Origin of the sequence: Serratia sp. Z4 (assembly GCF_009900725.1) — a bacterium.
Lineage (GTDB): Bacteria > Pseudomonadota > Gammaproteobacteria > Enterobacterales > Enterobacteriaceae > Serratia > Serratia nematodiphila.
This window is the reverse complement of the sequence record NZ_JAAABD010000001.1, coordinates 761,832-780,295: the sequence shown is the minus strand read 5'-3', so window position 1 is coordinate 780,295 and position 18,464 is coordinate 761,832. Positions and strand designations below refer to the sequence as shown.

General features: G+C 60.3%; 18 protein-coding genes. 9 read left to right on the top strand and 9 right to left on the bottom strand.

What is annotated here, in order from left to right; translation table 11 throughout:
- Positions 1 to 73: 73 nt before the first annotated feature.
- From GT753_RS03805 to GT753_RS03795, 3 genes are all read right to left on the bottom strand, one after another.
- On the bottom strand, positions 74 to 2,608 hold the full coding sequence (locus GT753_RS03805; RefSeq protein WP_076740410.1) for an outer membrane usher protein: 2,535 nt from the start codon (positions 2,606 to 2,608) through the stop codon (positions 74 to 76).
- 46 nt (positions 2,609 to 2,654) lie between these two features.
- The gene (locus GT753_RS03800) at positions 2,655 to 3,191 is read right to left on the bottom strand and encodes a fimbrial protein (protein WP_015377273.1); all 537 of its coding nucleotides are present in this window, start codon (positions 3,189 to 3,191) and stop codon (positions 2,655 to 2,657) included.
- Positions 3,192 to 3,269: 78 nt separating this feature from the next.
- On the bottom strand, positions 3,270 to 3,791 hold the full coding sequence (locus tag GT753_RS03795; protein ID WP_004938731.1) for a fimbrial protein: 522 nt from the start codon (positions 3,789 to 3,791) through the stop codon (positions 3,270 to 3,272).
- 663 nt (positions 3,792 to 4,454) lie between these two features.
- On the opposite strand from GT753_RS03795, the gene GT753_RS03790 reads away from it, so the two are divergent.
- From GT753_RS03790 to GT753_RS03780, 3 genes are all read left to right on the top strand, one after another.
- Positions 4,455 to 4,784, top strand: coding sequence for a hypothetical protein (locus GT753_RS03790; RefSeq protein WP_004938734.1), 330 nt, complete (start codon positions 4,455 to 4,457; stop codon positions 4,782 to 4,784).
- Positions 4,785 to 5,027: 243 nt separating this feature from the next.
- The gene (locus GT753_RS03785; RefSeq protein WP_021504374.1) at positions 5,028 to 5,834 is read left to right on the top strand and encodes a fimbrial protein; all 807 of its coding nucleotides are present in this window, start codon (positions 5,028 to 5,030) and stop codon (positions 5,832 to 5,834) included.
- A gap of 19 nt (positions 5,835 to 5,853) precedes the next feature.
- Positions 5,854 to 6,345, top strand: coding sequence for a fimbrial protein (locus GT753_RS03780; RefSeq protein WP_226882947.1), 492 nt, complete (start codon positions 5,854 to 5,856; stop codon positions 6,343 to 6,345).
- Between the two features lie 94 nt (positions 6,346 to 6,439).
- Here GT753_RS03780 and GT753_RS03775 read toward each other — a convergent pair whose 3' ends face one another.
- Positions 6,440 to 7,645, bottom strand: a complete 1,206-nt coding sequence (locus GT753_RS03775) for a serine hydrolase (RefSeq protein WP_174242103.1) — start codon at positions 7,643 to 7,645, stop codon at positions 6,440 to 6,442.
- A gap of 467 nt (positions 7,646 to 8,112) precedes the next feature.
- On the opposite strand from GT753_RS03775, the gene GT753_RS03770 reads away from it, so the two are divergent.
- Together GT753_RS03770 and GT753_RS03765 are read left to right on the top strand one after the other, a co-directional pair.
- Positions 8,113 to 9,480, top strand: a complete 1,368-nt coding sequence (locus GT753_RS03770; RefSeq protein ID WP_075684362.1) for a cystathionine beta-synthase — start codon at positions 8,113 to 8,115, stop codon at positions 9,478 to 9,480.
- A gap of 12 nt (positions 9,481 to 9,492) precedes the next feature.
- Positions 9,493 to 10,638: a PLP-dependent aspartate aminotransferase family protein gene (locus GT753_RS03765; RefSeq protein WP_015377268.1), complete on the top strand. Its 1,146-nt coding sequence runs from the start codon at positions 9,493 to 9,495 to the stop codon at positions 10,636 to 10,638.
- A 59-nt stretch (positions 10,639 to 10,697) separates the two neighbouring features.
- On the opposite strand, the gene GT753_RS03760 is transcribed toward GT753_RS03765, so the two are convergent.
- Both GT753_RS03760 and GT753_RS03755 read right to left on the bottom strand, forming a co-directional pair.
- Positions 10,698 to 11,720 carry an isopenicillin N synthase family oxygenase gene (locus tag GT753_RS03760; protein WP_160125468.1) on the bottom strand — a complete coding sequence of 341 codons (1,023 nt, stop codon included), beginning with the start codon at positions 11,718 to 11,720 and terminating at the stop codon, positions 10,698 to 10,700.
- Entirely contained in the window at positions 11,665 to 11,901 is a 237-nt protein-coding gene (locus GT753_RS03755; RefSeq protein WP_160125274.1) for a hypothetical protein, read from the bottom strand. The genes GT753_RS03760 and GT753_RS03755 overlap by 56 nt, the downstream gene beginning before the upstream one ends.
- A 107-nt stretch (positions 11,902 to 12,008) precedes the next feature.
- Between GT753_RS03755 and GT753_RS03750 the strand changes: the two genes are divergently transcribed.
- Positions 12,009 to 12,665, top strand: a complete 657-nt coding sequence (locus GT753_RS03750) for an HAD family phosphatase (RefSeq protein ID WP_004938759.1) — start codon at positions 12,009 to 12,011, stop codon at positions 12,663 to 12,665.
- A gap of 89 nt (positions 12,666 to 12,754) precedes the next feature.
- Entirely contained in the window at positions 12,755 to 13,375 is a 621-nt protein-coding gene (locus tag GT753_RS03745; protein WP_021504377.1) for a glutathione S-transferase family protein, read from the top strand.
- A gap of 13 nt (positions 13,376 to 13,388) precedes the next feature.
- Here the strand turns inward: GT753_RS03745 and GT753_RS03740 are convergent, their stop codons facing one another.
- Positions 13,389 to 14,489: a PQQ-dependent sugar dehydrogenase gene (locus GT753_RS03740; RefSeq protein WP_015377264.1), complete on the bottom strand. Its 1,101-nt coding sequence runs from the start codon at positions 14,487 to 14,489 to the stop codon at positions 13,389 to 13,391.
- 131 nt (positions 14,490 to 14,620) lie between these two features.
- Between GT753_RS03740 and GT753_RS03735 the strand changes: the two genes are divergently transcribed.
- Together GT753_RS03735 and GT753_RS03730 are read left to right on the top strand one after the other, a co-directional pair.
- The gene (locus tag GT753_RS03735; protein ID WP_016928392.1) at positions 14,621 to 15,040 is read left to right on the top strand and encodes a GNAT family N-acetyltransferase; all 420 of its coding nucleotides are present in this window, start codon (positions 14,621 to 14,623) and stop codon (positions 15,038 to 15,040) included.
- An 11-nt stretch (positions 15,041 to 15,051) separates the two neighbouring features.
- Entirely contained in the window at positions 15,052 to 16,035 is a 984-nt protein-coding gene (locus tag GT753_RS03730; RefSeq protein ID WP_015377262.1) for a magnesium and cobalt transport protein CorA, read from the top strand.
- Positions 16,036 to 16,109: 74 nt separating this feature from the next.
- Here GT753_RS03730 and GT753_RS03725 read toward each other — a convergent pair whose 3' ends face one another.
- Entirely contained in the window at positions 16,110 to 16,919 is an 810-nt protein-coding gene (locus tag GT753_RS03725; protein ID WP_099982694.1) for a nitrilase family protein, read from the bottom strand.
- Between the two features lie 104 nt (positions 16,920 to 17,023).
- Positions 17,024 to 18,409 (bottom strand): sodium:solute symporter, encoded by a 1,386-nt coding sequence (locus tag GT753_RS03720; protein ID WP_160125273.1) that lies wholly within the window; start codon positions 18,407 to 18,409, stop codon positions 17,024 to 17,026.
- Positions 18,410 to 18,464: the final 55 nt, after the last annotated feature.

Below are 18,464 nucleotides of genomic sequence, written 5' to 3'. Positions count from 1 at the left end.
GGTTCCAGTCGGCCGAAGGCGGGCAATCCCGCCCCGGCGGTTTAGCGGCGGAGCGCACTCCGCCGGGTGTAAGTCAGTTGGCGTCAGCCGCCGGCTTGTTGCCGGCAAGAGGACGGCAAGGCAGCAGCAGCGTGTTCATCAGCAATTCGGCCGGCAGCGGCGCCGGCAACTGGATTTCACACTGCGCCGCGCCGTTCCAATGCACGCGCATGCGCTCGCCGGGGTTGAGGCCGGACAGGTAAACGCTGCCGCCGTCATTGATGATGCCGGTCTCCTGTTTGCGGGCATTCAGCACCGTGGCGCCGAACGGCGGCTCGCTGCCGTCCGCCAGTTTGACGATCGCCATCGCCTTCTCGCCGGCTATCACCTCAAACTTGCGGTAGCCGATGGCCCCCTCGGTCAACGTGGCCTGCACCACGGAACGCGTCGCCTCGACGTTGTCGCTCAGGCTGTTGAGATCGATGCTGGCCTTGTTGCGGTAGTAGCTGTTTACATCCGCCACCACCGCTTTGCCGTAACGGTTGGTCAGCACCGTACTGCCGTAGCCGCGCACCGGCACGCCGGCGACGCCTTCGGTATCCAGCAGCAAGCGCGTGCCGCCCGGCGTATTGACCCGGTGCAGCACCGCCCCTTCCGCCGCCATCGTCAGCCCCCCCTGCGCGCCGATGCCGACAGCGCTGTAACGGCCGGCCTGGTAGCTGGCGTTGGCGTTGATCTGCGCCATATCGCCCTGATGGCTGTAATAGCCGCTGGCCGTCGCCCCGCTGCGCGCTGCGCCGGCGCTGATCTGATAGTTGTTGTGTTCATCGACCCGGTTGTAGTAACCGACCCGATGGGCGTTCTCTTCGCGATCGAGCGTCATGTTGTAACTGAGCGTCCCGGCGCTGCCCCAGGGCAGCGACAGCGACAGGTACATCCCGTCGTCATTGCGCTCGTTGTAACGGTTGCGATAGGCCGACAGCGATACGCTGACGTTCTTGAAATCGCCGATATCGAAGTAGCGCGATACCATCAGGTTGTAACGATCGTTCGGCGCCCGATCCCAATAGGTTTGGTGGCTGTAGTTGAGATAGGTGCTGAGCCCCAGATCGCGGAACTGTTTGTTGAAGGTGATGGTGTACATCTCCTTGCTCTTGCCGCTGCGTCCCCCTTCGTAACGCGCATCGAGGTAGTCCCCCATGCTCATGAAGTCCTCCTGGGAGAAGCGGTAGCCGGCGAAGGTGATCTGGCTGTCGTACTGGTCGAAGTTCTTCGAATAGCTCAACCGGTACGAACCACCGGTCAGAGCGCCCTCCTGCGGCAAGCGCGCACGCGACTGCGTGGCATCGAACGACAACGCCCCCAGCGCCATCAGATCGCGCCCGATCCCCAGCGACAGCGCGTTGTAATCGCCACCGGCGATGCCCCCGCCGTACAGCGACCAGCCGTTGCTGATGCCCCAGGAGAACTCACCGGTGCCGAACATCGGCCCGCGCAGGTGATGCCCCCACTCCGACGGCTTGCCCGTCGCCAGCTTGTAACGCACCGTACCCGGTCGCGTCAGATAAGGGATGTTGGCGGTATTCATCTTGAACGCCTGCACGCTGCCGTCTTGCTCTTCGACACGTACGTCCAGCTCGCCGGAAACCGCGTCGTTGATGTCCTGAATGCGGAATGGCCCCGCCGCCACCTGCGTCTCATACAGCACGCGCCCCTGTTGGCTGACCACCACCTTGGCGTTGGTTTTCGCCACGCCCGTCACTTCCGGCGCATAGCCGCGCAGGTTGGGCGGCAACATGCTGTCGTCGGATCGCAGACTGACGCCGGTAAAGCGCAGGCTGTCGAAAATGTCGGAGTTCAGATAATCCTCCCCCATCGTCAGCCGCGAGCGCAGCGCCGGAATAGCCCGGTAGGCGTAATAGCGGCTCCAGTCGAACTGTTTGTCGGTCGACTGAGAAGAACCGGTCTGATGGCTGAGATTAGCCTGCCAGTCGGCGCGTAGACGCCAGGCGCCCAGATTGGCGCCGCCGGTGCCGTTGCCGCTCAGGCTGTAACTGCTGCCGCCTTTCTGATGTTTTTGCGTTTGAGCATTGACGTTATAGTCAAACAGCAGCCCGGGAATACCGTCATCCCAGCGCGAAGGCGGGTCCCAGTTTTCCGAGCTGTATTCCAGATAGGCCTGAGGAATGTTGAGGTACAGCGAGGAGCTGGCAAGATCGCCGCGGGCTTCCATCCCTGCCAGGCTGGAGGCGTCAAGGCAACGGCCGCCGTGCGTCCAGTTCAGCGTACTTAACAGTTTTTCTTTCAGCCCCAGTTGGTTGACCAACTCCGGCGAAAGACAGGCTTCGCTGCCTTTAGGATCGTTCTCGGGCGCCATAAACGTCACCGGCTGTTCCGCCAGATCGTTCTTATTGACGTGCACCACCATGGTATAAACGCCCGGCATGATGTAGCCGCTGCGCGTAAATTGGCTCAGATCGATATTTTTACGATCGTTGATGTCCAAGACGTCAGTATTGAATTGAATAACGTCGGCGGCATAAACCAACGCGATCGGATTTCCCAGAGAAAGGGCGACACAGAGCCCCAAGGCCTGAAGACGAAATAACTTCCCTGCCGGTGAAAGCATAATAAAGTCCTTTCAATAACGAATTAACCGTCAGTACGAAAAAAAATCAAAAATAATCCAGCTTAAAACGCACTGTGGAAAAATACGCTCCCACCTTCAACGGCTGGTGATTCGGCATTAACGTCATGGAATAATTCAGCACTCGGTTGCCCGGTATTATTCCCTCCATCGGCAACGGCTCCCCTGGAATAACCGGCCTGCCGCGGCTGTCTTTTATCTTCAATGCGATGCCGCGCGCATCGCCCTGTACGCCAAACAAAGCGCCTTCCGCCAAACCATCAAACGTGACCTGAAAGAATTTCCAATCAGGCTTGTTTTCCGGACGTTCCAAAATGCAATTAACCAATTCAATACTGAAAGGTTTAGTCATTCCCTGGCCGTCACGAATGATCTGTCCGATAGGAAGCGTGTCCATATCGATTGTCTGATCGCGGCTGCCGGCGGCAATGGCGCAGGCAGTGTCGATAATGGCGCCGTGCATACTGACTTTGCCCCACCCCTGTGCGGCGGAAATTGCACTGCCGGGCGCAAACGCCAACGACGCCAAAAGAACGGCACTCGCCCGATTCCTTGAAAAAAACATCGCGACATTCCTTTGACACAGAGAGTCACCAGGCATGCGGCGTGCCCCATGCCTGGTTGATTAGGCCTGCGGTCTCACTTACTGATAAGCCAGAGTGAAGTCGGCTACGGCGGTGAAATCGCCCGGAACGATGGCTGCGGAAGCGCCTTCACCCTGCAGGTAAGCGGCGAAGTTCAGGCTGTTGTTGCCAGTATTCAGCGTCTGTGCTGCAGTCGCCTGACCCAGTTTGATCGGCTGGCCGCCATAAGTGATTGCTACGCCGGCGCCGCTGGCGGTCCCCGCGATACCCAACAGATCTTTGTTGGTTGACGACGCAATGCCGCTGAAGGTGGTTTTAACGGTTTTCAGCGTAGTGGTATCACACTGCTCCAGCTTGATTTCAAACGGACGCGGGTTGGATTTGCCGCCGTTTTTCAACGCCACGTTAGAAACCTGGCCCAGATCTACGGTCTGATCGATCGACTCGGGTGCAATAGAGCATGGCGCATCAATAATAGAACCCGTGAAGGTCACTTTACCGTGTCCCTGATCGGCTGCTTGTGCAAAAGAACTTGCGCCAAATGCAATCACTGCAGCCATCATGATTTTGTTAAGTTTCATAGAACCTATATTCCTTATAAGAAAAAATGCATATTCCAATCAAGAAAAAGAGCAACAGGAAATCTGCTCGCGCTTATATATGCGCAGCCCTGATTCTTTAGCATCTTGCTGGTTGGTTAACTGCCAAAACCAAAGAAACCGACAATAGATACGTCGATAACGGCAAGTCTGCAGCGGTCTACCCATTAATGAATCCGTCATATAAAAATAAACGAAATCACAACAAGCAGAGACCAATACTTTCTAATCCGCCCTTCTTGTCTGGCGGTGAATATTCTGGCAAATGCCCACCAGCAAAAAAAGTCTTTTTTTGATCAAGACGAACATTCGCAATTTATTTCCTAATTAAAGTTAATTTAGTGTTATTTTTAGGCTCATAGATCGTAAAAAATACTTTTATAGTGCAATATCCTGTTTTTCTCTGTTTCACAATTAATCAGATCGCAAAGCCGCTCTTTGTGAATATAATAAACCAAAACTTTAGGTTTCTGCGTGACACTCCCCCAGCCTGCAAACAGGTAGAAACGGAGTGGGAAACCCCTTTTTTTCAATCCTGATAAATAGATAGGATTTTTCTTGATTCGCGATTTACCTCGTTATTGGTAGGCAGTGAAACTTTGTTTTTTCTTAGGAATACAGCAATCGAAATACAGAGGAAGTGCTATGGAAGCGTTATCTCCAAAACAAAAGGAAATACGGCAATTGCAGCACGATCTGCTGCAAACATTATTCGCGCAGTCGCCCCGTCAATGTCCCGACACCGGACTGCCACCTCAGCATCTGTGGTTGTCTACCCGGCAACTGGCCAACGCCGTCAACGTCGGCGTTTACCGCGCCCGGCTACTGCTGTTGGAACTCGTCGCCAAACAAGAAGTGCTCGTAACGGACGGCTCCATCAACAACTCGTTGAGGTGGTACCCCACCGCCCTACTGCCAGCTGACAACAAGGAAATACCAGGAATAGATGCGCCTTATTCTCATTTAACGGAATAACGCCGGCACAGTCAGCCTAATTAGCCTTATTTCGTGGCGGCACCTAGCCAAATGACACTATATAATCGGGATATTATTGTGAGAAAAACAACCATCCTATTTTTACAACACTGCCTGGCATTATCTTTTTTCGTCCTCATTGGTAACGCCAATGCATTTACCTGTAAAACCTCCGACGGCGGGAACATTGGTCAGGGTGGTTCAATGACGCCGGTCGACGTCAGGGTAAAGATAGGCCCTGAATTGTCCATCGGGAAAAATGAAATCGTCAACGTCAGCCAGGTGACCTGTAAAAACGACGTCGCCAACTGGAAAGATATTTTACTCACCGGCAGCCCGGCGTTGACGATGAACACCGCCATTTTCGGTACGCTTGCCAACGGTATGACAATCAACGGCACCGACTACTTATCCCCGATCCAATCAGGTATCCAGGTGATGACGATTACCGGCCTAAACAGTGCCAGCATTTCCATCAGGGTTTACATCGTGCTCAACCGTTCGCCGACGCAGGATATCAAGGTGAACAAGGGCGACGTCATCGGCCAAATCAACTTTGAACAAAAAAATGACCAGTCAGGTTGCCCAAAATGTGGGCCTTACCGGTGGCGCCTGATCGCCGACAACGACGCCTACTTCGTCACCACCAGTTGCACTATCAACAACGGCCAGCAGATTAACGTCGACTTCGGTCAGATCCGCCAGGACTTTCTCACGCAGAGCGCCATCGACGCCCAAATCAAACAGGACAAGGCGCTCAGCTACCGGTGTGACGATCAGAGCGCGACACAAGACATTTTGGTTCGCATGGTCAGCGATGCCAGCGGCTTCTCCAGCGATTTCATCAAGACCTCCAATCCTAATGTCGGCGTAGCCATGGTGCACAATGGCGCGGTGGTGAAACCCAACAATACGTTCAGAACGCGCATCGTCAACGGGCTGGGCAACGACACCGTCACCTTTGTGCCAGTGAAGAACAATGTGCCTTACACCAGCATCGCCACCGGTCCGATGTCAGGCTCGGCCACGCTGATCTTCAGCGCACCTTGAGACGGGAGCCAGAATGAACATGACGAGGAAAACGCGTTGCGCTCTGCTGTTTACGCTGGGTGTGATCAGCGCCGCCCCCCAGGCCGCCGACCAGGGCACCAAGGTCAGTATCACCGCCACCGTGGTGGCGCCTCCGCCTTGCGTGATCAACGACGGGCGCACCATCGATATCGACTTTGGCAAGGTCGGCATCAAACGTATCGACGGTAATCGCTATATGCAACGCATCGATTACAGCATCAAGTGTGAGTTTCTGGATAACAGCCGCCAGCTGAAAATGAAGATCATGGGCAGCGCGGCGGCCTTTGACAGCAGCGTGTTGAACAGCAGCGTCAATGGGCTGGGCATCAAACTGCTGGCCAACGGCAAGGCTTTCGCCATCAATACGCCGCTGAACATCGATTACGCCAATCCGCCGACGCTTGATGCGGTGCCGGTGAAAAACAGCGCCGTCACCCTGGCGGAAGGTGACTTCTCCAGCGGAGCCACCATGCTGGTGGACTATTTCTGAAACGCCACGGATGCTGAAAATGAAAAAGCCGCAACGGAAGGTTGCGGCTTTTTCAGGAACCGCACGCGACGATGCGGCAGCGGTGTCAGGGCATTCAGCCGAAGATCCCGCCGAACCACTGGCTCAGCTTCATCATCACCATATCCCAGATGCGGCTGAAGAAGTTGCCCTCTTTCACCTCTTGCATCGCCACCAGCGGGTGCTGCTCGATGGTTTTGCCGTCCAGCTGGAAATCGATGGTGCCGACCACCTGGTTTTTCGCCAGCGGCGCTTCCAGCGTCGGTTGGGTCAGCTTGTAGCTGGCCTTCAGGTTTTTCATCTGCCCTTTCGGAATGGTGACCGAGGCGTCTTTCGCCACGCCGAGCGGCACTTCGCTGACGTCGCCGAACCACACTTTCTGGGTGACGAACGGCTTATCGGCCTTGATCGGCGTCGCGGTTTCATAGAAACGGAAGCCCCAGGTCAGCAGCTTTTCGCTTTCGCTAAAGCGCACGCGATCGCTCGGCGCGCCTAAAACCACCGAGATCAGACGCATCGGGCCGTCGGTGGCGGACGCCACCAGGTTGTGGCCGGCGCCGCTGGTGTAACCGGTCTTGATGCCGTCGACGTTCAGGTTGCTGCTCCACAGCAGACGGTTGCGGTTAATCTGGCGGATCTTGTTAAAGGTGAACTCTTTCTCTTTATGCAGCGCGTATTCGTCCGGCACGTCGCGGATCAACGCCTGGCTCAGCAGCGCCATGTCGCGCGCGGTGCTGTACTGCCCTTCCGCATCCAGACCATGCACCGTCAGGAAGTGGGTATTCTGCAGCCCCAGAGATTTGGCGTAGTTGTTCATCAGGCCAACGAACGAATCCTGGCTGCCCGCCACGTAGTCCGCCAGCACGATGCTGGCGTCGTTGCCGGACTGGATCACGATGCCCTTATTCAGTTCCAGCACCGGCACCTGATCGCCCGGCTTGATGAACATCAGCGAAGAGCCGCGCAGCGCCGGGTTACCGGGCGCCCAGGCGTCTTTGCCGACGGTGACCATGTCTTCCGGCTTGATCTTGCCGGCCTTGATCGCCTGGCCGATCACGTAGCTGGACATGATCTTGGTCAGGCTGGCGGGATCGAGACGCGTATCGGCATTGCCTTCGGTCAGCACCTTACCGCTGTTGTAATCCATCAGAATGAAGGCCTTGGCGTCTACCTGCGGCGGCGCCGGCGGCTCGGCCGCGTGCACGGCCGGGGCGGCCAGCAACAGGATGCCTACGCTGAAGGTCAGTTTTTTCAGGGAAGTGGATAAGTTTTTTTTCATCATGACGTCGCCAGAGTGTCCATTCAAAACCATTGAAATAGCGTTAACTTTCAAACATGTTCACGTTTTAAGCCAACCAGCGAGAGTGGCCCGGTGCGCGCGTGCCGGCCGCAACCCCTTGCGGCGCCCGTAATGGGTAACGCAACGCACCGAAAATGCCCTTGCTGTGAGTTTATGTGATTTATCTTATTTTTGCAGGGTTTAGCGTGAATTTTCAGCATTTTTACATAACTGTACGCAGGCACGCACTTATCGTTCAAAAAAGCATCGCGACGCGCATTTTCGCATCTACCCACGGCTACACGGCCAAGCATCTGCACCGCTAAACATCTGCGCATCCATACGTCCAAAAAAGATTAATATATTCCATAATGGCATATAGAACCGCTATTTGTTCTTTTTAAAGCGCTTATCCTCAGCGCTATCATCCGCACAACGACTTTTATACCGAATAATCCTGGAGATGAGTCATGGCGATCCCCCATTCCGTCATCGAGATGATTGGCAATACCCCGATGTTGGAACTGACCCAGTTTGATATCGGCCCGTGCCGGCTGTTCGTCAAGCTGGAGAACCAAAACCCCGGCGGTTCGATCAAAGACCGCGTGGCGCTGTCGATGATCGAACAGGCCGAGCGCGACGGCAAACTGCAGCCGGGCGGCACCATCATCGAAGCCACCGCCGGCAATACCGGCCTGGGATTGGCGCTGGTGGCGGCGCTGAAAGGCTATAAGCTGCTGCTGGTAGTGCCGGACAAGATGAGCCGCGAGAAGATCTTCCACCTGCGCGCGCTGGGGGTGGAAGTGCTGCTGACCCGTTCGGACGTCGGCAAAGGGCATCCAGCTTACTACCAGGATTACGCCAAACGCCTGGCGGAAGAGATCCCCGGCGCTTTTTATATCGACCAGTTCAATAATCCGGCCAACCCGGCGGCCCATACCACCACCACGGCGCCCGAACTGTGGCGGCAGATGGAGCATGACGTGGACGCCATCGTGGTCGGCGTCGGTTCCGGCGGCACGCTGGGCGGGCTGAGCCGCTATTTCGCCGAGGTTTCGCCGCAGACGGAATTCGTGCTGGCTGACCCTGCCGGCTCTATTCTGGCGGACTATCTCGACCACGGCCAAATCGGCGAAGCCGGCAGTTGGCTGGTGGAAGGCATCGGCGAAGACTTCGTCCCGCCGCTCAGCGACTTTGACCAGGTGCGCAACGCTTACCGCATCGGCGACGCCGAAGCCTTCACCACCGCGCGCGAGCTGCTGCGCAAGGAAGGCGTGCTGGCGGGATCGTCCACCGGCACCCTGCTGGCCGCCGCATTGCGTTACTGCCGCGCACAGACCGAACCCAAGCGGGTAGTGACCTTCGTCTGCGACAGCGGCAACAAATACCTGTCTAAAATGTATAACGATCACTGGATGCTGGAACAGGGCCTGCTGAGCAAGCCACAGCACGGCGATCTGCGCGATCTGATCGCCTACCGCCACGACGAGGGCGCCGCCGTTTCCGCCGCGCCGGACGACACGTTGGCGATCGTGCACGCCCGCATGCGGCTGTACGACATCTCGCAGCTGCCGGTGCTGGAAGGCGATCGGGTGGTCGGTTTGATCGATGAGTGGGATCTGCTGAACGCCGTCCAGGCCGACGCCGCCCACTTCAGCCTGCCGGCCGGCAGCGCGATGACCAAACAGGTTCATACGCTGCAAAAGGAAGCCGGCTACGAGGAATTACAGGCCACCTTCAACCATGGCCACGTCGCGGTGGTGCTCGACGGCGAGCGCTTCCTCGGCCTGATTACCCGCACAGACGTGCTTAACGCCTGGCGCCAAAAATTACGTTAATAAGGACCCATTATGGCCAAGTTTGATACGTTGACCGTTCACGCCGGTTACACCCCGGATGCGACCGGCGCAGTGATGCCGGCGATTTACGCCACCTCTACCTACGCCCAACCGGCGCCGGGCGAGCATACCGGCTATGAGTATTCCCGCAGCGCCAACCCGACGCGCACCGCGCTGGAAAGCGCCATCGCCGAACTGGAAGGCGGCAGCCGCGGTTACGCCTTCGCCTCCGGCCTGGCGGCCTGCTCCACGGTGCTGGAGCTGCTCGATAAAGACAGCCACCTGATCGCGGTAGACGACCTGTACGGCGGCACCTATCGCCTGCTGGAAAAAGTGCGCAGCCGCACCGCCGGCCTGCGCGTCACCTACGTGGCGCCGGCGGATCTCGCCGGGCTGGAACAGGCGATCGAGCCGGACACTAAAATGATCTGGGTCGAAACGCCGACCAACCCGCTGCTCAAGCTGGCGGATCTGAGCGCCATCGCCGCGATCGCCAAAAAGCACCAGCTCATCAGCGTGGCGGACAACACCTTCGCCTCGCCGTATCTGCAACGCCCGCTGGATCTGGGCTTTGACGTGGTGGTGCACTCCGCCACCAAATACCTCAACGGCCACTCCGACGTGGTGGCCGGCGTCGCGGCGGTGGGCGATAACCCGGCGCTGGCGGAACAGCTCGGTTTCCTGCAAAACGCGGTCGGCGGCATTCTCGATCCGTTCAGCAGCTTCCTGACGCTGCGCGGCGTCCGCACCCTGGCGCTGCGCATGCAGCGTCACAGCGACAGCGCGCTGCGCATCGCCCAGTGGCTGGAGAGCCAGCCGCAGGTGGAAAACGTCTACTATCCCGGCCTGCCGAGCCACCCGCAGCACGAGCTGGCGGCGCGCCAGATGACGCGCTTCGGCGGCATGATCTCGGTACGGCTGAAAGGCGACGATGCCTATGCGCGCCGGGTCATCCAGCGTTCGCGCCTGTTCACCCTGGCGGAAAGCCTGGGCGGCGTGGAAAGCCTGATCAGCCAGCCGTTCAGCATGACGCACGCCTCCATTCCGCTGGAACAGCGCCTGGCAACCGGCATCACGCCGCAGCTGGTGCGCCTGTCGGTGGGGATTGAGGATGTGGAAGATCTGATCGCCGATCTGCAGCAGGCGCTGGCGGAATAATCGCCGCATCAGCGCTCGATCAGCCCGGCCGACGCGCCGGGCTTTTTTACGCCCGGCGTTCAGAGGCCGATGACGTCCTGATAAAAACGGTGTGCCACATCGGGGTGAGAGCGGATGCGGCCTTTCAGGTAGTTATACCCCACATCGCGCAGCAGCGGATTGAGCGGATCGCTGGCCGGGCCGCGCGCCTGCGCCGCCAGCTGCGGCGGCAGTTGGTACAGCGGCACCACCGCGTCCAGACGCGCGCCGAGGAAGAACGCAATCGATAATCTGTCACTCCCCGCCGGCGGCGTTTCCACCCGGTGCACCGTGGCGCGCAGATAGCCGTTGGTCGCCAGCTCCAGCAGCTCGCCGATGTTCACTACGAAGGTATCTTCACGCGGCTGCGCGTCTATCCATTGCCCCTCGCTGACCTCCACCTGCAGCCCTTTTTGCGCGTCCTGCAGCAGGAAGCTGAGAAAACCGGAGTCCTTGTGCGCGCCGACGCCCTGTGCGCTGGCGGTGGCGTCCCGCCCCGGGTAGCGGATCAGTTTGATGTGCTCGTTGGGCTTCTCGCCGTATAAGCGATCGAAAGCCTGCTCCGGCAGCGAAAGTGCCAACGCGAAAGCGCGCAGCAGCCGCAGCGACATGGCGGTCATCGCCTGTTGCCACTCCAGCAGCAGCGGTTTCAGCGCCGGCAGCGCCGCCGGCCACTGGTTTGGCCCCTGCAGACGCGCCCAGCGCGGCGTGTCGTCAGCCAGCGTCAGCGCCGGGCGTTCAGCGCCGATATCGAACTGCTCGCGCCAGTCAGGCTGCCCGCGCGTGAGTTCCGCCGCCGCCCGGTTGTAACCGCGAAAGTGCGGCGAATGCACCATCTGCACCGCCAGCTTGTCGGCTTCCGGCAGGGCGAAAAATTGTCGCGCGGCGTGCTGCAACCGCGCATTCAACGCGCCGTCCACGCCGTGACCGCGCAGATAGAAGAAACCGACGTCGCGCGCCGCCGTGCGCAAATCGTCAAGAAAAGCGCGCCGCCGGCGCGCATCACCGTCAAGCTGCGAAAGATCCAGCAGCGGCAACGTCTTCAGCGTCGTCAGATGCGTCATCATGCGGTTCCTCTTCTTCCCCGATTACGATCGGGCTGCCGTACAGGCGAATAATCAACATTGCCCCTCCCCAGCGGGTGGCTGCATTTGCCCCATAGTTACCACCGCGCTCGCCGGGGCGGCCAATATTGTTGCGTTCTAAGTTATGCAAACGTTCAACAAACTGTCGCAAAACCGTCATCAATGTTTCTTATGCTCTGCGCAATTTCGCCGACGCCGCTGGCTGGCGACGTGCGCTATCCGCTATCCTGTAAACGACCTCATACCCTGCCTGCCGGAGAAATACTGATGGATTTAGCCTTATTCGACCTGGATGAAACCCTGATTGACGATGACAGCGCCAGCCTGTGGATCCGCTGGCTGGTCGGCCAGGGGTTCGCGCCGGCGGAGCTGGAACTGCAGGAGCAGCAGCTGATGCAGCTCTATTATCAGGGCAAGCTGTCGATGGAGGACTACATGCAGGCCACGCTGGCGCCGCTGACCGGCCTGAGCGTGCAAACCGTGGCCGGCTGGGTGCAACGCTACATCCGGCGCGACATCCTGCCGCGCGTCTATCCCGCCGCCCGTGAACGCCTGCAGTGGCACCGCGAGCGCGGCGACTGCATTCTGGTGATCTCCGCCACCGGCGAACACCTGGTGGCGCCGATCGCCGAACAGCTCGGCGCCGACGACGCGCTGGCGATCGGCGTGGAAATCAGCGACGGCCGCTTCACCGGCAACACCTACGGCACCATGACCTATCAACAGGGCAAGGTGATCCGCCTGCAGCACTGGCTGGCGCAGCACCCGCACCTGAAGTTCGAGCACAGCCACGGCTACAGCGACTCTCTCAATGACAAGGCGATGCTGCAATTCGTCGACAGCGCCACGGTGATCAATCCCGACAGCGAACTGAGCGCGCTGGCGGCGGAGCACGGCTGGGAAGTGTGCCGCTGGGAGCGTTGAGCGGCAGACAAAAAATGCCCTGCGGTGTGACAAAAAGCGCATTGTGGCGTAGGTATTAAGGGTCTTTAATCCGCTAACGGAGTTATCCCATGCTGACCATTTGGGGTCGTGAGAATTCGAACAACGTCAGGAAGGTGCTGTGGTGCGCCGCCGAACTGGGGCTCAGCTACACCCACATCAACGCCGGCGGGGCGTTCGGCAAGGTCAACGAAGAGAGTTACCGCGCGCTGAACCCGAACGGCCTGGTGCCGCTGCTGCAGGACGATGACTTCGTGCTGTGGGAGTCCAACACCATCGTGCGCTACCTGGCGGCGAAATTCGGCGATGCGACGTTCTATCCGCAGGATCTGCAGGCGCGCGCCGCCGCCGAGAAATGGATGGACTGGACCACCTCGACGATTGTCCCGGCCTTCACCATCGTCTTTTGGGGCCTGATCCGCACCGCGCCGGAGCTGCGCGACATGGCGAAAATCGAAACGGCGATCGCCACGCTGGAAAAACACTTCGACGTCATCGAACAGACGCTGGCGCACCAGCCTTACCTCTCCGGCGGCGCGTTCGGTTTCGGCGATATCCCGCTCGGCAGCTTCGCCTACGCCTGGTTCGAAATGCCGATCGCCCGCCGCCCACGGCCGAACATGGAGCGCTGGTATCAGCAGCTGCGCGCACGCCCGGCCTACCAGCGCGGCGTGATGAGCGCACTCACCTGACGCGTGCGGGGCGTTACGACGCCCCGACCTTCAGCAGCTTGCCGTCCCGTTCGTCCGTCAGCAGATACAGGTAGCCATCCGGCCCGCTGCGCACCTCGCGGATGCGTTCGCCGCGATCGCCCAACAGCCGCTCTTCCGCCACCACTTTGTCGCCCTCCAGCGTCAGGCGAATCAGTTCCTTTTGCGCCAGTGCGCCGATGAACAGCGAATGCCGCCAGGCGGGGAAACGCTGCCCGTCATAAAACGCCATGCCGCTGAGGCCGGGCGAAACCCGCCAATAGTGCAGCGGCTGTTCGGTGCCGGGCACCCGTTCCCCTTTGGCCTCCGGTATCGGTTGGCCGGAATAGTTGATGCCATAGGTGGCCAGCGGCCAGCCGTAGTTTTTACCCGGCAGCGGGATATTGAGCTCATCGCCGCCGCGCGGACCGTGTTCATGCTCCCAGATCGCGCCGCTCCACGGATTCAGCGCCAACCCTTGCGGATTGCGGTGGCCGTAGGACCAAACCTCCGGGCGTTTACCTGCCTGGCCGACCCAGGGGTTGTCCGGCGGTACCGCGCCCTCGGCGGTCAGCCGCACCAGCTTGCCCTGCAGTTTGTCGGTCTCCTGCGCCGTCGGCCGCTGGTTGTTTTCACCCAGCGCGATAAACAGGTAGCCCTGCCGATCGAACGCCAGCTTGCCGCCAAAGTGATTGCCGACCGACAGCTTGGGCTGCTGACGGAAGATCACCTTAAAGTTTTCCAACCGCGCGCTATCGTCGCTCAGGCGGCCATAGCCGACCGCCGTGCCGGCTTTGCCGCCCTCGCCCGGTTCGGCGAAGCTGAGATATACCCGGCGACTGGCGCTGAAGTCGGGGGCCGGCAACACCTCCAGCAGGCCGCCCTGCCCCTCGGCGTAGACCTGCGGCACGCCGGCGATCGGCGGCGACAGGCCCTTGCCCTGCAGCCACAGCCGCAGCCGTCCGGGCCGTTCGGTGATAAGCAAGCCTTGTTCCGCCGGCAAGAAGGCCAGCGACCATGGGTGTTCCAGGCCGTCCTGCAATTGGCTGATCGTCGGCGCGGCGTGCAGCAGGCCGCTGCACAGCAGCAAACCGGCCAGCAGAGTCAATCGGGGCATGGCGTCCTCCTGAAGATGAAATGACCCGTTTAGTGTAGCCCAGCCCGTCGTAATGGGTGTTTACATTACATTTCAACGGGTTGTCTTTTAGCCGCAGTGTGCTTAAGTTAATCCATAACCCAGGAGGAAAAATGGACATTACCGTTACCGACGCGATTGACGAACATACCCTCGATGCGATCAGGCAAGGCCTGCGCGCTTACAACCTGCCGCATATCGACGCCAGCCACCGCAAGCCGCTCAGCGTCTATGCGCGCGACGAGGCCGGCACGGTGATCGGCGGGCTGACCGCCGAAACCTGGGGCAACTGGCTGAGCGTCGAGTGGCTGTGGGTGGCGGATACCCAGCGCGGCAGCGGCCTCGGCGGCCGGCTGATGCGCGCCGCCGAGCACGAGGCGCAGGCGCGCGGCTGCCGCTACGCCCGTCTCGACACCTTCAGCTTCCAGGCGCGGCCGTTCTACGAAAAGCTCGGCTATCAGCTGCAAATGACGCTGAAAGAGTATCCGGTGGAACATGAGTGCTATTTTCTTACCAAAACCCTGACTGATTGATGGATGGACAGATGGACAGCAAAAGCATGGTGGTGAACTGTGTGGCGTACAAAGCCGGCCAACGGCTGGGCGAAGTGACCATCGACGATATCAGCGAGGTGGTCAAACAACCGGACACCTTCGTCTGGCTGGGGTTGCGGCAGCCGGAACCGGCGTTTATGCGCAAGGTGCAGGAGGAGTTCGGCCTGCACGATTTGGCGATCGAAGACGCGCTGTGTGCGCACCAGCGGCCGAAGCTGGAGACCTACGGCGACTCGCTGTTCATCGTGGTGAAAACCGCGCAGTGGGGCGAGCACGACGAAATCGAATACGGCGAAACCCACTTCTTCGTCGGCAAAAACTTTCTGGTGACGGTGCGCCACGGCGCCTCGCCCAGCTACGCGCCGATCCGCGCCAAGGCGGAAGAGAACCACAAGCAGATGTGCCGCGGGCCGGGCTTCGCCCTCTATTCGGTGTTGGACTTCGTGGTGGATAACTACCGCAGCGTGGTAACGCGCTTCGAGAGCACCATCGAGAACATCGAAGCCAACATGTTTCAGTCGGAGTTCGATCAGGCGGCGATCGAGAACGTCTATACTCTGCGCCGCCACCTGCTGGCGCTGCGCAACGCCGCGCTGCCGATGGATGAAATCTGCAACCAGCTGATCCGTCTGCACGAAGAAGTGATCCCGAAAGAGCTGCGCGCCTACGTGCGCGACGTGCAGGATCACGCGCATCAGGTGGTCAGCAACATCGACGACATGCGCGAAATGCTGACCAACGCCATGCACGTCAATCTGGCGCTGGTGACGGTCAAACAAAACGAAGTGGTGAAACGGCTGGCGGGGTGGGGGGCGATTTTGGCTATCCCGACGGTGATCTTCAGCCTGTACGGGATGAACTTCGCCGACATGCCGGAGTTGAAATTCCCGTGGGCCTATCACGCCACGCTGGGGGCGACCGCCGTCGGCTGTATTTTCCTGTATCAGAAGTTGAAGAAGTCAGGCTGGCTGTAAGCGCCAAAACGGCGGATTTTCCCGCCGGAGAAACGATCGGCGGGGCAGCCGGATCCGCCGACTGCCCCGCAGCTTCAATACAGCATCGGCCGCCGATCGCGATGCACATGATTGTAGCGGCCGATGCGCTTGTCATCGGCCGTACTGATATCCATTTCCGCCAGCGCCATGCCTTCGCCAGCCAGGCTCTGCGTCAACGGGTAGCCATCGGCATCGACGATCACCGAACCGCCGATCCACGCAACGCCGCGCTCCGTTTCGCAGCGATCGCACACCGCGATGAACAGCCGATTGACGGCGGCGTTGGCCTGCGCCTTCACCATCTCCGCCGGCCGTTCGCCCTGCGGACGCGGCGCCTGCGGCCAGTTGACCGGCGCGCACAGCAGCTGAGCGCCGGCCAGCGCCGGCAGCCGCACCCACTCCGGGAATTCAAGATCGTAGCAGATCATCACCGCCAATCGGCCAAAGCGGGTCTCGACGACCGGTGGCGGCCGATCGCCGGGGGTAAAGATCGTGCTCTCCTCATGCCACAGGTGGGCCTTGCGATAAATCGCCCTGACCCCCTGCGCATCGATCAATGCCGCGCTGTTGGCCACCCCGCCATCGGGCAGCCGCTCGCAGAAACCGGCGACGATCGCCACATCCAACTCACGCGCCAGGGCCCCCCACAGGCTGAGGCTGGGCCCGTCTTCGCTCTCGGCCAACGCCCGCGCCTCCGCCTTATCGCGCAACACATAGCCGCTGTTCACCAACTCCGGCAACACGATGACGTTGGCGCCGCGCTGCGCCGCATGACGGATCGCCTGAGCGGACTGCGCCCGATTATGCTCTGCTTCCCCTACCCGCAGCGCTAACTGGCAGCATGCGACGCTGATTTTACCCATGGCTCACCTTCTCCTTACCCTCACCGTTAAACCGACAGGGCGGCGATGCGCCCTGCTCCTCAGTAAATCAGTAAAGGCGCCGTGATAAAAGCCCGGATCGCGCCTCAGCGTTCAGTTTGAGCCTGCAGCTGCGGCGTCGGGCGGCTCAGCAGGCTGCCCAGCACGAAGGCGACGCCGCCGCCCAGCAGACCGCCGTAGATCGGGCTGTTGGCGTCGATGCCGTGCCAGATCATCAGCCCCACCACGCACAGGCTGCCGGTCAGCATGCTGGCGATGGCCCCAACGCTGGTGGCGCGCGGCCAGAAGATCGCCCCCACCAGCGGGATCAGCATGCCGCCCACCAACAGGTTGTAAGCCAGCGTCAGCGCCGCCAGTACGTCGCGCACCACAAACGCCAGCCCCAGCATGACCGCGCCCATGAACAGCGTGGTGAAGCGCCCGGCGGCCAGCCCGCCGGAAGGTTTACGGCGGATGGCCGGCAGCACGTCCTCCAACGCGATGGTCGAAGACGCCAACAGGCAGGCGCTGGCAGTGGACATCAGCGCCGCCAGGGCCGCGGCGGCCACCAGCCCGCTGACGCCAACCGGCAACACCGCCTGCGCGATGGCGGCGAAGGCGCCGTCGGTGTTGCTGAGCGACGGCAGCACGATCTTGCCGGCCATGCCTATCAGCGCGCCGGTCACGCCGTACAGCACGCAATAGACGCCCGCCCCCAGCCCGGCGAAGCGCGCCACATTGGCGCTGCGGGCGCTGAACACCCGCTGCCAGATGTCCTGGCCGATCAGAATGCCGAAGAAGTAGATCAGGAAGAACACCAGAATGGTGTCCAGCCCGATCGACGACAGCTGGTAGTAACCGGCGGGCAGCAGGCTGGTGAACGCCTCCCAGCCGCCGGCCTTGACGATGCTCATCGGCATCAGCACCAGCATCATGCCGACGGTCATGATGATGAACTGAATGATGTCGGTCAGCGTCAGCGACCACATGCCGCCCAGCGTCGAATACAGCACCACCAGCCCGCCGCCGAGCAGGATAGACGCGCTGAACGACAGGCCGAACATCACCTGCATTACGCTGCCGATGGCGATGATCGAGGTCACCGCCACCATCAGGTCATACGCCAGCATGATCGCGCCGCTGGTGACCCGCGCCGCCGGGTGATACCGCCGCGACAGCACCTGGCTGACGGTATACAGCTTCAGTTTGAGCAGCGGCTTGGCCAGCACCAGACTCAGCACCACAATGCCCAGCCCGAGCGCGCCGCACAGCCAGACGCCGGAGATGCCGTAGGTGTAGCCGAGCTTGACGCTGCCGATGGTCGACGCGCCGCCAAGCACCACCGCCGACAGCGTGCCCAGATACAGCCCCGGCCCCAGGTTGCGCCCGGCCACCAGATACGCCTCTTTGGAGTTGGCGCGGCGAATGCCCATCCACCCCACCGCGCCTATCACCAGAAAGTAAATCACCACAACCAGCAGATCGAGATTCATGGGTACCTCCACTCCGTTGTTATTGTTATCAGGGGGCCCGACGCAACCGCTCCGC

Excerpts from the sequence above, each read along its gene's own strand:
- GT753_RS03805 (WP_076740410.1), bottom strand. The coding sequence starts at position 2,608 with ATGCTTTCACCGGCAGGGAAGTTATTTCGTCTTCAGGCCTTGGGGCTC.
- GT753_RS03800 (WP_015377273.1), bottom strand. The coding sequence starts at position 3,191 with ATGTTTTTTTCAAGGAATCGGGCGAGTGCCGTTCTTTTGGCGTCGTTG.
- GT753_RS03795 (WP_004938731.1), bottom strand. The coding sequence starts at position 3,791 with ATGAAACTTAACAAAATCATGATGGCTGCAGTGATTGCATTTGGCGCA.
- GT753_RS03790 (WP_004938734.1), top strand. The coding sequence starts at position 4,455 with ATGGAAGCGTTATCTCCAAAACAAAAGGAAATACGGCAATTGCAGCAC.
- GT753_RS03780 (WP_226882947.1), top strand. The coding sequence starts at position 5,854 with ATGACGAGGAAAACGCGTTGCGCTCTGCTGTTTACGCTGGGTGTGATC.
- GT753_RS03775 (WP_174242103.1), bottom strand. The coding sequence starts at position 7,645 with ATGATGAAAAAAAACTTATCCACTTCCCTGAAAAAACTGACCTTCAGC.
- GT753_RS03770 (WP_075684362.1), top strand. The coding sequence starts at position 8,113 with ATGGCGATCCCCCATTCCGTCATCGAGATGATTGGCAATACCCCGATG.
- GT753_RS03765 (WP_015377268.1), top strand. The coding sequence starts at position 9,493 with ATGGCCAAGTTTGATACGTTGACCGTTCACGCCGGTTACACCCCGGAT.
- GT753_RS03760 (WP_160125468.1), bottom strand. The coding sequence starts at position 11,720 with ATGACGCATCTGACGACGCTGAAGACGTTGCCGCTGCTGGATCTTTCG.
- GT753_RS03755 (WP_160125274.1), bottom strand. The coding sequence starts at position 11,901 with ATGACGGTTTTGCGACAGTTTGTTGAACGTTTGCATAACTTAGAACGC.
- GT753_RS03750 (WP_004938759.1), top strand. The coding sequence starts at position 12,009 with ATGGATTTAGCCTTATTCGACCTGGATGAAACCCTGATTGACGATGAC.
- GT753_RS03745 (WP_021504377.1), top strand. The coding sequence starts at position 12,755 with ATGCTGACCATTTGGGGTCGTGAGAATTCGAACAACGTCAGGAAGGTG.
- GT753_RS03740 (WP_015377264.1), bottom strand. The coding sequence starts at position 14,489 with ATGCCCCGATTGACTCTGCTGGCCGGTTTGCTGCTGTGCAGCGGCCTG.
- GT753_RS03735 (WP_016928392.1), top strand. The coding sequence starts at position 14,621 with ATGGACATTACCGTTACCGACGCGATTGACGAACATACCCTCGATGCG.
- GT753_RS03730 (WP_015377262.1), top strand. The coding sequence starts at position 15,052 with ATGGACAGCAAAAGCATGGTGGTGAACTGTGTGGCGTACAAAGCCGGC.
- GT753_RS03725 (WP_099982694.1), bottom strand. The coding sequence starts at position 16,919 with ATGGGTAAAATCAGCGTCGCATGCTGCCAGTTAGCGCTGCGGGTAGGG.
- GT753_RS03720 (WP_160125273.1), bottom strand. The coding sequence starts at position 18,409 with ATGAATCTCGATCTGCTGGTTGTGGTGATTTACTTTCTGGTGATAGGC.